At 63.2% G+C, this 13030-nt stretch carries 11 protein-coding genes; 5 read left to right on the forward strand and 6 right to left on the reverse strand.

What is annotated here, in order from left to right; genetic code table 11:
- Positions 1–79: 79 nt before the first annotated feature.
- The gene (locus WBN73_RS08105) at positions 80–391 is read right to left on the reverse strand and encodes a hypothetical protein (protein ID WP_280623971.1); all 312 of its coding nucleotides are present in this window, start codon (positions 389–391) and stop codon (positions 80–82) included.
- A 99-nt stretch (positions 392–490) separates the two neighbouring features.
- On the opposite strand from WBN73_RS08105, the gene WBN73_RS08110 reads away from it, so the two are divergent.
- Genes WBN73_RS08110 through pabB form a run of 3 tightly spaced genes read left to right on the forward strand, consistent with a single transcriptional unit; the run spans position 491 to position 3807 of the window.
- A complete protein-coding gene (locus WBN73_RS08110; RefSeq protein WP_337339858.1) occupies positions 491–1153 on the forward strand; it encodes a TetR/AcrR family transcriptional regulator in 663 nt (220 codons plus the stop codon).
- Positions 1154–1204: 51 nt separating this feature from the next.
- Positions 1205–1765: a low molecular weight protein-tyrosine-phosphatase gene (locus tag WBN73_RS08115; protein WP_207595154.1), complete on the forward strand. Its 561-nt coding sequence runs from the start codon at positions 1205–1207 to the stop codon at positions 1763–1765.
- Positions 1762–3807, forward strand: a complete 2046-nt coding sequence (gene pabB, locus WBN73_RS08120) for an aminodeoxychorismate synthase component I (RefSeq protein WP_337339857.1) — start codon at positions 1762–1764, stop codon at positions 3805–3807. The genes WBN73_RS08115 and pabB overlap by 4 nt, the downstream gene beginning before the upstream one ends.
- Positions 3808–3864: 57 nt before the next feature.
- Here the strand turns inward: pabB and cls are convergent, their stop codons facing one another.
- Positions 3865–5337, reverse strand: a complete 1473-nt coding sequence (gene cls / locus WBN73_RS08125; protein WP_337339856.1) for a cardiolipin synthase — start codon at positions 5335–5337, stop codon at positions 3865–3867.
- Positions 5338–5424: 87 nt separating this feature from the next.
- Here cls and WBN73_RS08130 point away from each other — a divergent pair, with 87 nt between their 5' ends.
- Together WBN73_RS08130 and WBN73_RS08135 are read left to right on the forward strand one after the other, a co-directional pair.
- The gene (locus WBN73_RS08130) at positions 5425–6366 is read left to right on the forward strand and encodes an aminodeoxychorismate lyase (RefSeq protein ID WP_337339855.1); all 942 of its coding nucleotides are present in this window, start codon (positions 5425–5427) and stop codon (positions 6364–6366) included.
- 251 nt (positions 6367–6617) lie between these two features.
- Positions 6618–8072: an amino acid permease gene (locus WBN73_RS08135; protein ID WP_207595158.1), complete on the forward strand. Its 1455-nt coding sequence runs from the start codon at positions 6618–6620 to the stop codon at positions 8070–8072.
- Positions 8073–8321: 249 nt separating this feature from the next.
- On the opposite strand, the gene WBN73_RS08140 is transcribed toward WBN73_RS08135, so the two are convergent.
- The 4 genes from WBN73_RS08140 to WBN73_RS08155 all read right to left on the reverse strand — a co-directional run bounded on the left by WBN73_RS08140 (position 8322) and on the right by WBN73_RS08155 (position 12922).
- Positions 8322–8804, reverse strand: a complete 483-nt coding sequence (locus WBN73_RS08140) for a carboxymuconolactone decarboxylase family protein (protein WP_207595159.1) — start codon at positions 8802–8804, stop codon at positions 8322–8324.
- A 115-nt stretch (positions 8805–8919) separates the two neighbouring features.
- Positions 8920–9984, reverse strand: coding sequence for a PLP-dependent cysteine synthase family protein (locus WBN73_RS08145; protein WP_207595160.1), 1065 nt, complete (start codon positions 9982–9984; stop codon positions 8920–8922).
- Positions 9978–11594: an aromatic amino acid ammonia-lyase gene (locus WBN73_RS08150; RefSeq protein ID WP_337339854.1), complete on the reverse strand. Its 1617-nt coding sequence runs from the start codon at positions 11592–11594 to the stop codon at positions 9978–9980. Before WBN73_RS08150 ends, WBN73_RS08145 begins: the two co-directional genes overlap by 7 nt.
- Entirely contained in the window at positions 11594–12922 is a 1329-nt protein-coding gene (locus tag WBN73_RS08155; protein WP_337339853.1) for an NtaA/DmoA family FMN-dependent monooxygenase, read from the reverse strand. Before WBN73_RS08155 ends, WBN73_RS08150 begins: the two co-directional genes overlap by 1 nt.
- Positions 12923–13030 lie beyond the last annotated feature (108 nt).

Consider the following 13030-nt stretch of genomic DNA (forward strand, 5'->3'; position numbering starts at 1 on the left):
CCCCAGCGTCGTACCCAACTGAGTAACAGCACATGTTCCACTGAGCCCTCAGTGGAACATGTGCTGTTACCTACTTGATCTAGGCGGACTTGCGGGCTGCCCGTTGTGCTGAGCGCTCCACTGCCTTGCGGGACAGTGCGCCATGGCCGGCCATCAGCCGGGGAACCACGACGTAAACAGCAGCGGGAACCACGAGTGCCGTGAGCAGCAGCGCGCGAAGGACCGGGTGCAGTGGCTCCATGATGGGGCCGAGGAGCAGCATGCCGATGGACACCAGCGGGAAGATGGCGAGCCAGGTAATAAGCGCCCGCATGTGAACGGAGGGTCCCTGCGGGCGGGCCGTCGACGCTGTGGGTTCTACGGCGGTTTGGGAGGTTGTTTGGGTGGTCATGGCATTCTCCAACTAAACGGTTGCTTTTGGCTTGGGATCACACTATCCCCACTCGCCCACAATTACAACCATTCAGTTGGAAACTGGTAATATGACCCTATGGCGTGGGACACAGAGCGAACCAAGGGACTGCTGCTCCGAGCAGCCACGTCCGAGTTTTGCGCGCGCGGACTTGCAGGAGCCCGTATCGACCGCATTGCCGCAGAAGCCGGGGTCAACAAAGAGCGGATATACCAGTACTTCGGCAATAAGAATGCGCTTTTCGACGCCGTGATCGTCACCGCCCTGAGCTCCCTCATGGATGAAGTACCCATCGAAGGCAACGGGCCAGAGGCCATGGCAGACTACGCCGGCCGACTCTTCGACCACCACCAGAAAGACGCAACGGCACCACGCCTCCTGTTCTGGGAAGGTCTGGAACGCGGCGCGGAGGTTGTTGGGCTGCCGAAGCGGATGGCCAACTGCGCATCGAAGGTCAACAGCACCATCGCCGCCCTCCCCGGCATCTCCAGGGAAGACGCCGGAGACCTGCTCATCACCATCGTGAGCCTCTGCGACGCCGCACCCGTACTGCCGGCACTCGATGGACTGATGGCCGGCAATGACCCCGGCCGCGTGCAAAGGCGACGCGCCGCCGTCGTACGCACCGTTTACCTGGCCGCTGCAGCGCTGGCTGCCGAAGCCTCCAACGCTGATCCGGCCCTCATCACCCAGGCACGTTCCGCGGACTCTGTGACAGCTTTGACACAAAAAGTGACTTAGTTGTGAAGTGGCCCCTAGCCAAGAAGGGGTGCCATCAATCATGCTTGCAGAATGTACTCAACGACGAGCCCATACCGCATCATCACGGTCTGCACGGGAAACATCTGCCGCTCGCCCATGGCAGCCCTCATGCTCACCGAAGCCTTCGACGCGGAAGGGCTCGGCCAGCTCGTAGCGGTGGACTCCGCGGGCACCACAGGGTACGAGGTGGGGCATCCGATCGACCCCCGCGCCGCCCGCGTCCTCACAGCCCAGCACATCGCTTCCGAGGACCACGTAGCCCGCAAGTGGCGGCATGAATGGTTCGCGGAACGGGACCTGATCCTCGCGCTGGACGTTGACCATTTCGGCTGGCTCCAAGAAGGAGCGCCGGACCGCGCTTCACTCGAAAAAGTGCGAATGTTCCGCAGCTTCGATCCCAGCATGGAAGGGCGCAGCTCCCTGGACCTGGGCATCGAAGACCCCTGGTATGGCGGCCACACCGACTTCGACAACACCTGGACGCTCATCAAAGCCGCCATCCCCGGAATCGTGGAGTACGTCAAAGCAGCGATCGCCTCCGCGGAGGCCGCCGCTGACAACGACCACCAGCAGGTAACCTCTATGACATGACCCCTGCACCCGTGATCATCGCTGTTGACGGCAGGTCCGGTGCAGGAAAAACCACACTGGCCGTTGAACTGGCGGCACGTTTGCGGCAGCACCACAAGGTGTCGCTGTTCCACTTGGAGGACATCTACCCCGGCTGGAACGGTCTCATGCCCGGCATTGAGCGCTACGTCGGCACAGTCCTTACGCCGCTCAGCTCCGGCCAGGCCGCGGAGTGGACCAGCTGGGACTGGGAACGGCATTACGACGGCGGACTGAACGTCACGCTGCCCGCCGAGATCGTGATTGTTGAGGGCGTTGGCGCTGCAGCGGACGCTGCCCGGCCCATGCTGGACGCCGTGGTGTGGGTGGAAGCGCCCGGTGACGACCGCCGTCGTCGTGCGTTGGCGCGGGACGGAAGCACCTACGAACCGTACTGGGACAGCTGGGCAGCCCAAGAGGACGAGTGGCTCTCCTCTGATCAGGTCATCGGGGCCGCCGATGTTCGCGTGCAAAACCTTGCCGACGGCAATGCGCCGGAAGATGTTCTGCAAGCTCTCATGTACCTGCCCTCAGTTGCTTCGATTTTGTCACCCGAGCTCAGTGCACGGCGTGGCCTTCAACTACGGTCCGAGCGCCTGGAAGCTGTCCCTGACGCTGCGCTGCTCTTCGAATCCCTCTATGCCCGTTCCGGCAACGCCGTCTGGCTCGATTCCTCCAACGCCTCGGCCGTCGCCGGCAGGTCCCAGGCCGCCGCACGCAGCCGCTTCAGCATCCTGGCGGACGACAGCGGCATGTACGGACAGTCGGTACGCCACGTGTCGGGGACCACGCACATCACCGCGGGCACAGCCACGGTCACCATCTCCGGGCCGTTCTTCCGATGGCTGGACACTGTCTGGGGCCGCAAGGCAGTCCGCGCGCCCCGCGGCTACGACGGCCAATTCACACTCGGCTGGCTCGGCTACCTCGGCTACGAACTCAAGCGCGAAACCGGCGGCAATGACGTCGCCTCCCACACCCCGGACGCGGCTCTGCTCTTCGCCGGACGGGCTGTGGTTCTGGACCATCGGGAACGGACCGTCTGGCTGCTCGCCCTGGAAGCGCCCGACGCCGACGAGTGGTTGCGCGCGGCCCGCACCGCCGTCGGGGCTGCTGTGGGTGGCTCCGCTCCTGCTGCCGAATATTCCGGCGCCGCCGCATCAGGTGCCGTCCCGTCATTCGTGAGCCGGGACTCCGCAACGGACTATAAGCGCAAGATCGCGGACTCCCAGCACGAAATCAGCGAGGGAAACTCGTACGAGATCTGCCTGACCACCACTCTTGAAGCCCCCGCCGGGGATCTGGACCCGTGGCGCAGCTACCTGAACCTTCGACGCCGGAACCCGGCACCGTTCGCCAGTTACCTCCGGTTCGGCGAACTGGTGGTGGCGAGCACGTCGCCTGAACGCTTCCTCCGGATTCTGTCCGATGGCGGCATGCGCGCCGAGCCGATCAAGGGCACCCGGGGCCGCTCATCCGACGCCTCCGAGGACGCAGCTTTGCGGCACGACCTTGAGACGTCGCTGAAGGACCGCGCCGAGAACATCATGATCGTGGACCTGCTGCGCAACGACCTCAGCCACTTTGCCATCCCTGGTTCCGTGACGGTCAGCCGCTTGTGCGCGATCGAAAGCTACGCCACCGTCCACCAAATGGTCAGCACCATCGACGCCCACCTGAAGCCGGGCGCACCCCGCGCGGAAGCCTTGGCTGCGGCTTTCCCCGCCGGTTCCATGACGGGAGCGCCAAAGATCAGCACCATGGACATCCTGGACCAGCTCGAGTCGGGACCCAGGGGCATTTATTCGGGCGCCATTGGCTACTTTTCCCTGAATGCGGCCACGGACCTCGCCGTGGTGATCCGTACCTTGGTGGTCAACCCTGACGCCAACGGCGGCAGCACGCTCTCCCTTGGCGTGGGCGGGGCCATCACCGCTGACTCCGTAGCCGACGACGAGTACGAGGAGATCCGAACCAAAGCGTACGGCGTGCTGTCCACGTTGGGCGCCGACTTCCCGGGCTGAGTTTTTGTACAGCCAATGCCCCTAAGACCGCCTCTAAAGGCGTCAGCTGTACTGAAACTACTGGAGTGTTGCGGTCAGTCTGGCCACGTTATCCACATACTTGGCCAGCGGGGGCCTATCCATCCAATCGTCCAGCATAAGCTCACGTGACACCTCGCGATACGTGGACTCTACAGCCCGCATGAGGTTCACGGTCTCGGCGCCAAGGAGCATCACCGAGACCTCCATGTTCAGGGAGAAGGAGCGCATGTCCATGTTGCTGGAACCGAGAACGGCTACCTCGTCATCGATGGTGAAGTGCTTGGCGTGGAGGACGTACGGTGCCCGGTACAGGTAAATTCGGACACCGGCTCCCAATAAGGCCTCGTAGTAGGAGCGTTGGGCGTGGTGGACCAGGAACTGATCGCCCTTCTCGGAGACGAAGAGTTCCACGTCAACACCTCGCTGCGCAGCTGTGGTGATGGCGTAGAGCAGGGAATCGTCCGGGACAAAATACGGGCTGCAGATGGAGATCCGGTGCTGCGCCGAGTAAATCAGCGTGTTGAACAGGCGCAGGTTGTTTTCGGTGGCGAACCCGGGGCCACTCGGCACTACCTGGGCGGTGACCTGGCCCGGCGCCGGCTGGGTGGGCAGGCGCAGCTGGTCTTCCAGCGATTCGTCGGTTTCACTGAGCCAGTCCGTGGCGAACACCACGTTAAGCGTGGCCACGATCGGGCCTTCCAACCGGGACATGAGCTCCACCCATTTGCGGCCCACCTTGTGGTGCTTGGGGTTGTTGTAGGAAGGCTCAATCAAGTTCTGGGAGCCGGTGAACGCAATCTCGCCGTCGATCACCATGATCTTGCGGTGGTTCCTGAGGTCGGGGCGCCGCCATTGACCGTGGATAGGCAGCAGCGGCAGCATTCGCTTCCACTGGATCTTGCCTGCCTTGAGCCGGCGGATCAGCCGGCGGTAGCCCTTGACGCGCAACGTTCCGATGTGGTCGAAGAGCAGCCTGACGGTCACACCCCGTTCAGCCGCCTTCTCCAGTTCAGTGAGCAGTTCATCCGTCACGGAATCACTGCTCATGATGTAGAACTCGGCGTTGACGTAGGTCTTGGCGCCCTTGACTGCTTCAGCCATGGCTTTGATGGACTCTTCGTAGCCGGGGATCAGCTCCACCTTGTTGCCGTCGACCATGGGCAACGATCCAAGCCGATGGTTCAGCTCGCCCGCCGACTTCACCCATTCCGGCCCGGAATAGACGCTGACAGGATCAGCCAGATCGGAGGTCACCGCACGAACCCGGCGGTTTACCTCCTCCTGCTGCTCCCGCCGGCGCCGCGACAGTTTGAAGTTGCCGAAGAGCAGGAACAGGACGAACCCAACAGATGGGATGAGGAACACAGCCAAAAGCCAAGCCATGGCGGTGGTGGGACGCCGGTTGCCGGGAATGACTCCCAGCAGCACAATGCGCATGATGACTTCCGCAATGACCCAAGCACCCAGCAACCAGGTCCACTCCTGGCCAAACGGAAAAGGAAAGAACACCCGACAAACCCCCACAGTTCATGAACAACAGTGACCACAGCCTATCCGGCAAAGTCCCCTCCAGTGCGTCCGCACTAAGCTGGGACCATGACTTCACCTGCCCCCACGGTCCTCGTTTTCCTGGACCCCGCCTTCGAAAATGGTCGCATTGCCGACTCCAGCCAACCGCAACTCATGGCAACGGATCTGGGTGCCACCCGCGGCGACGGCGTCTTCGAGTCACTCCTCGCTGTGCAAGGCCGACCCCGCAAAGTTCAGGCTCACCTGAACCGATTGGGCAGTTCTGCGGCAGCCTTGGACCTTGCGCTTCCTGGGCAGGATGTCTGGCGCCGCGCCATCGAGACAGCCATCAACGAATTCCGCGATGTTCACCCTGCCCCCACGCCTGAAGAGGACGAGGTAGTGGTCAAGCTGATTGTGACCCGTGGCGTTGAAGGCGCCGCCAGCCCGACGTGCTGGGTACAGGCTTCGCCCTCACCTGCAGGCAGCCGCCGTCAGCGGCAGACGGGCATCGACGTCGTACTTTTGGACCGTGGCTTCGACACTGAAGCCGGCGAGCGCGCGCCATGGCTGCTCCTGGGCGCGAAGACGCTGTCTTATGCCGTGAACATGGCCGCACTTCGCTACGCCCACAAGCAGGGTGCTGATGACGCCATCTTCACCTCCACTGACGGCCGGGTCCTGGAAGGCCCGACATCCACCGTGTTGCTGGCGCACCTTGAAACGGTCGACGACGGCGACGGTTCCGTCAGGACGGTTCGTCGCCTCATCACTCCCCAGCTTGACAGCGGCATCCTCCCGGGCACCTCGCAGGGCGCATTGTTCGCCGCCGCGAAGGCCGCTGGCTGGGAACTTGGTTATGGCCCCTTGGAGCCGCAGGACTTGTTCGATGCCGATGCCGTCTGGCTGATCTCCAGCATCCGGCTGATCGCCCCCGTTAACCACATCAACGGTCAAGAGGTGGGCACGCCCGAGGTGCGCAAACAGCTCACTGCTGAGCTGAACCACCTGTTTGCGGGAATCGAGTAAGTCGCATTTTTGCGGACCCGCCTTATGGAGCTCCGCATGGAACCTAACAGATAACAAGCAGAGTAATCGCTCGCGTGACTTAATGATTAGGAACTCTTAGCCTCAGCCAAGAGCCGCTGGCGTGTTCAATCACGCTCCTTATCCTCCTTGAAATGGTCATTCGTCATGTGATGAATCTTGTACTCGTGTTAGTTGGATCACGTCCGACTGGTACTACTTCAGACTTTGCTGGCTAACTTCCCGGAGGGAATATGGGACTCAGCTCCCCCACAGAAGCCGAAGCATCGGCAACCGAGGCACAGTCCCGCACTGAGGCCTCACAGACAGGATTGCGCCGGTCCATGGAGGCCCGGCACCTGGTCATGATCGCCATGGGCGGCGTTATCGGTTCAGGCCTGTTCGTCAGTTCGGGATACACGATCGCCACTGCCGGCCCGCTGGGCGCCGTCCTGGCGTTCCTCATTGGCGCCGTGGTGGTCTACCTGGTGATGGCTTGCCTCGGGGAGCTCGCTGTAGCGTTCCCCGTCTCCGGCGCCTTCCACATTTATGCCGCCAGGACCATCGGCCCCGCCACGGGATTCGCCACTGCCTGGCTCTACTGGCTTTGTTGGGCCGTAGCCTTGGGCTCGGAATTTACTGCGGCCGGCCTCCTCATGCAGCGCTGGTTCCCGGGCGTCGACGTCTGGATCTGGTGCTTCATCTTCGCCACCGTCCTGTTCACACTCAACGCCATTTCATCGCGTGTCTTTGGCGAATCGGAGTTCTGGTTCGCGCTCATCAAGGTCGCCGCCGTCGTCGGCCTGATCATCCTTGGTGGCGCCGCCCTGGCGGGCTTCCACCCTCTCGCCGCGGGCGGGTACCCCTCCTTTGGCGAGAACTTCAGCACACCGGAGGGTCTGTTCCCGAACGGTTTCACCGGCGTGTTCGTGACCTGCCTGGCCGTCTTCTATGCCTTCTCCGGCTCGGAACTGATCGGCGTTGCCGCGGGCGAAACGGCCAACCCCGGCGCGAACATCCCCAAAGCCATGCGCACCACGGTCATCCGGCTCATGATCTTCTTCGTCGGCGCGATCGTGGTCATCGCAGCCACCATTCCGTACGAACAAGTCAGCGTGGACGAAAGCCCGTTCGTCACCGTTTTCTCCATGCTCGGCATCCCATACGCCGCGGACATCATGAACTTCGTGATCATCACGGCGCTGCTCTCCGCAGGCAACTGCGGCCTCTTCTCCTGCGCCCGCATGCTCTTCTCGTTGGCTGACGAAGGCCACGCACCGCAGGTCTTCAAGAAACTCACCAAGCGCGGCATCCCCATGGTGGCGCTTTGCGTGAGCATGCTTGGCGGTCTGGCCTCCCTGATCAGCAGCGTTGTGGCACCTGCCACCGTCTACCTTGTGCTCGTCTCGGTGGCCGGCTTTGCCACCGTGGGTGTCTGGATGTCCATTGTGGCCTCGCACTTCATCTACCGCCGGACCTTCATCAAGAACGGTGGCGACCTCAGCACGCTTCCCTACAAGGCGCCCCTGTTCCCGTTGGTCCCGATCCTGGCCTTCGCTCTGTGCGTGGTGTCCCTGATCGGTATCGCCTTCGACCCCAACCAGGTAGCGGCGCTGCTGTTCGGTATTCCGTTCGTGGGGGCCTGCTACGCCGTCTTCTACTTCAAGTACGGCCGACGACGGTCGCTCAAGAAGGCAGTGGACGCCTAGGCCTCCTTGTTCCGTGGCGTCCTGACTTGGTTTAGGCGCAGATCAGCCCCTGGACAACTTTTGCTGGTTGACCAGGGGCTGATTCCGTCTCAAAGAGGGTCGGGACGCCACACTCCGCGCCCGCCACCACCCGGTTTGAAACCCGGGAGCCCAGACACGCCGTGCAAGGAGGGTGTTGAACAGGCCCGGCTACCCAAAGTTGGTGGTGGAGGCACGCCCCCCTGTTCAGTGGGCCTGTATTTTCCGGGCCTACTTCTTGGCTGCGCGGACCGGGTGCTCACTCAAAATGGACAGGCGGTTGAAGGCATTGATTCCGATGGCCGCCATGCAGAGCACACTGATCTGCTGGTCGTCGTAGTGCTGCCGGGCTTGTTCGAAGAGCTCGGGGCTGGGCCGCGATGAACTCATCCGGGTGATCTGCTCTGCAATTTCCATCGCGACCACTTCCGCGGGCTCGAAGAGCTGCACTTCCTTGTAAACAGCCACCAATGACAGACGCTGCTCCGTTTCGCCATACTTCAGAGCCCGACGATGGTGAAGGTCCAGACAGAAGGCGCACCCATTGATTTGCGAGCAGCGATAGTTGATGAGTTCAAGGGTCCGGCGTGAAATACCCAGCCGGTCAGCTTCGTCTACGAGCTGCTGGGAGTAGTGGCTTAGAGTCGCATAGAGGTCCGGCTGCTGCTTGTCCAGGTAGCCGGCCAGACGTGGTTTTGATTCCTGTTCGGGCATGGTTGGAGCTTAACGCAAAAGGGACTGGGCACCCGACGGTGAGAGAGGGTCCGCCCCAAACCCGAGGGACGTGAGAGAGGGTCCGCCCCAAACCCGAGGGACGTGAGAGAGGGTCCTACTCGCGGGCCGCGGGAGTGTCGGCGGCGAGCCGGATGCCGTGCTCTGCCAGCCACACCGGGTTGAAGGCCTTGCTCATATAGTTCGTTCCGGCGTCGGGCGCTATGGCAACCACCACCGAGCCGTGAGGCGCGGCGCGCGCCACCCGAATGGCGGCGGCGACAGCGAGCCCTGAGGACGGGCCGAGCGCGAGCCCTTCCTCCTCGAGGAGCCGGTGAACGGTGGTGTAAACCTCGTCGTTGGGGATGCGGAGGAATCGGTCCACGATGGAACGGTCGAAAGCTTTGGGCCACTCGGGTTCCGGCCAGGAGTTACCCACTCCGTCCACCAGGATCTCGCCGGGATGGCCGCCGCTGTAGGCAGAGCCGTAGGGGTCGGCGCCAACGACTTCCAGGTGGCCGCCCGGGCGCAGGGCAGCTGCCTGTTCCTTCAAGAACCGCCCGTTCCCGCTGATGGTCCCGCCCGTTCCGATGCCCGCGACGAAGTGCGTGACCAGGCCACCCGTCTGCTCCCAGATTTCGGGTCCGGTGGTTTCATAGTGCGCCAAGGGATTGGCGGGGTTGTCGAACTGCATGGGCCGCCACGCACCGGGCGTCTCGGCCGTAATCCGCGCTGCAACAGCCCGGGCGTTCTCCGGCGATTCCGACGGGGCATTCCAATCGGTCAGGATCACGCGGGCGCCGTAGTTGTGCAGCGCAGCGAGCTTCTCCTCGGAGATCGTGTCGCCTGTCACCACCACCACGGGATGTCCGGTCAGGTGGCCGATGAGCGCCAGGCCGATCCCGGTGTTGCCCGAAGTGCTCTCCACGATAGTGGCTCCCGGCTTCAGCTCCCCGGACCTCTCAGCCGCCCGGACCATGCTGAGTGCGGTGCGGTCCTTGATGGAACCGCCGGGGTTTTCGGACTCAAGTTTGATATGGATGGCACTGCCCAGTCCACGGCCCAGCGAATCCAGTTTCACCAGCGGGGTGTTGCCCACTTTGTCCAGGACCGAGGCATCCAACCCGTCCGGCAGCCGGGCCGCTGCGTGAGCTCCTTGCCGACGGATCGCCGTACTCACCACGCCCCACCCCCTTCCTCAGCCTCCAGTAGAACCTGATCCACGGCGCCGCGCAGTTCAGTCCGCGCCCGTTCCACAAGATCCGGCGCCGATGACCTGTCGGCCAGTACATCAGCGAGTCGACCCACGACGACGCCTGTTCCCTTCCCGAGCGGTTGTGCAGCTCCAGCTTCGAGCAGCAGATAGGACCCCGTCAGGGTCTCGATCGTCAACAGCTTTTCCAGCACCTCCACCGACCTTTCGAGTTGGTGGAGGGCCAAGGGGGCCAGAGTTGAATGGTCCTCGACGTCGGCGGACAAGGTTGGGGCGCCAAGGGTGGCCGGGGCGGCCAGGAACTTGAGTTCGGCAAGCAGCCCGGCCGCGGAGTACCACAACAGCCCGGGCAGTTCCTCCTGGGCAAGCGCGGAGGCCGGGTTGAATTCCGCTCCGGCCCCGGACTGCTCAGCCGAGGCTTGGGTCGATGCTGCTTGCAAGTGCTTGGCCCGGATGGCCCGTTGCGGCGGATACAACTTGGCGATGCGCCGCTCGCTGGAAATCCCCACGTGCGCCAACGCAACCCTCAGACCTTCGAATGCGAGAGCCAGCTGCATCGGCTGGAAGTTCCCGCCGGACAGCATGAGCCCGGATTCGACATCAACCAACGGATTGTCGCCGCGACCATTCAGTTCCACCTCCAGCGCAGCACTCAACTGCGCCACCAGGGATCGGAACGCCCCGTGCGTCTGCGGTGCGGCCCGGAAGGACAATGCATCCTGCACCGACACCTCGGGCCGCACATCTTCCAACCAGCCACCACTGAGCAGGTGCCGCACAGCTGCCGCCGAGTCACCCTGGCCGTTTACTGCCTTGGCCGCCTGGATGGCCGGCGAAAACGGGCTGAGGTTCCCGCCGCCGTCGTACCTTGCGATGGTCTCCAGCGAGAGGGAAAGCGCGACGTCGGCCAGCCGGGCCAGCTGCTGCAATTGCAGCAACGCCAGGGTCCCGGCGCCGACGGAATACGCGTTGGCGCTCACCAAGGCAAGCGCCTCGCCGGGCGCGAGGACGAGGGGTTGAAGGCCGGCATCGGCGAGCGCTTTGGCTCCTGGAACCAAGGTGCCGTCGGCGTTGATGGCTTCGCCCTCACCGATGGCGACGGCGGCGACGGCGGCCAGCTGGGTGAGGTCCGACGATCCCACCGACCCTTCGCGCGGGATGGCGGGCAGGACGCCGCGGTTGAGGAGTCCTGCGTAGAAGTTTGCTGTTTCGGGCCTCACACCGGAACCGCCGCGGCTGAAACCGACAAGTCGGGCCAGGATCACTGCGCGGGCAGCGGGACGGTCCAGATACGAGCCCACTCCGCTGTTGTGATACCTGACCACCTGGACCTGATAGGCCAGGAGCGACTTCTCTTCCACGGCGGTGTCCCGACCGGACCCGAGCAACGTATTGAGTCCGTAAACCCGCTGCCCGGAAGCGGCGGTGCGTTCCAGTACGTCGCGGGAGCGACCGATCAAAGACAACGCATCGTGGTTGAGTTCCACGTGAAACGCAGGGTTGGAGGCGGCCAGTGCTACGTCGGCGGCACGCACCGGAGCCGTTCCAATAACCAAGGTCGGCGGTTCGGAAGACACCATCAGAAGTCCAGGAGATTCTGCCGGAACCCGCCGTTGCCGTAACTCTTCCTTAGAAGGCCCCGCCGCCGCAGTTCAGGGGTGAGCTTATCCAGGACACCGTGCACTGTCACCGGGTCCACGAAGCCGGAGAAGAGGAACCCGTCACCACCCACCTCAGAGCCGGTCGACTCAAGATAGTCGGCAATCTCCCCCACCGTGCCGATGATCGAATCCCCCGCCCCACCGCTCCTGGCCTGCAGGATCTCGCGCAGCGTGGACCCGGGAGGCGCCGCCTTGGCGAAGTGTTCCAACGTCCCCTGGTTGCTGTTGGTGCTCAGCTCCGGGAGGGGTGCGTCCAGGTCGAACTGCTTGAAGTCGATCACCGAGAGGTAGGAGATGGAGTTGAGCTGGCTGTCGATATCGCGCTGGGTGAGCTCACGACGCTGGGCACGCAGCTCCTCGGCTTCGGCAGCAGAACCAACCACTGTGGGCTTCAGGACAAAAAGCACCTTGACGTCGTCGGGGTTCCTGCCGGCTTTGGCGGCCTCCGCGCGAATCGAGTCACGGTAGGACTTCATGCCGTCAACACCACGGGCCAACGCAATGGCCACATCAGCATGACTACCGGCGAACGCCTTGCCCCGGGGAGACGCACCAGCCTGGACCAGCACGGGTTCCTCCGGCAACGGCGCCGTGTTCAGTGGACCGCGGACCTTGAAGAAGTCACCCTGGTGATTGATCGGGTGCACCTTGGTGTGGTCGGCAAACACCCCTGCGGAGACGTCCTCAAGGACCGCGCCCGGTTCCCAGCTCCGCCAGAGCCGCCTGACGACGTCGACGAATTCCTCCGCTTTTTCATACCTAAGGTCGTGTTCAATCTGTTGATCCAACCCGTAGTTCTGGGCGGCGAGGTCGCTGCCGGACGTGACGACGTTCCAGCCCAACTGGCCCTCTGAGAAGTGCTGCAACGTGGCCAAAAGCCGGGCGGCCGTGAAGGGCGGGTAGAACGAGGCGCTGACGGTCGGCACGATTCCCAGGTGCTCGGTGGCGGAGAGCAGGTAAGGGACCAGCGCCAGCGGATCGTGTTTCGGCGCAAAGGAGGCATGAGCCAGGGACACTTCGGCCGATCCGCCATACGTGTCCGGCACGGTGAGGGAATCCTCGATGATGAAGAGGTCCAACCCGGATTGTTCGAACGCCCGGACTGCGTCCTGGTACAGGGCTGGCTTCTTCCAGTCGTAGCCCAGGCCGTAACCGGGCGTCCCCCACCCCTGGACACCGAATCCATGGCCCACAAACCATCCAAAATGCAGCATGGGCTTGAGTGTAGAACTGCTCTGTCCGTTCACCGCGACCTGATTTCATGCGAAGTTACAGGAGGACGTACTGGGTCAATTATGCTCCCGGGGCGTCACATTTGAACGCGGCCGGAGACGGTCCGTATTTTCCACATAAGG

Source organism: Paenarthrobacter sp. CCNWLY172 (genome assembly GCF_037402035.1).
Lineage (GTDB): Bacteria > Actinomycetota > Actinomycetes > Actinomycetales > Micrococcaceae > Arthrobacter.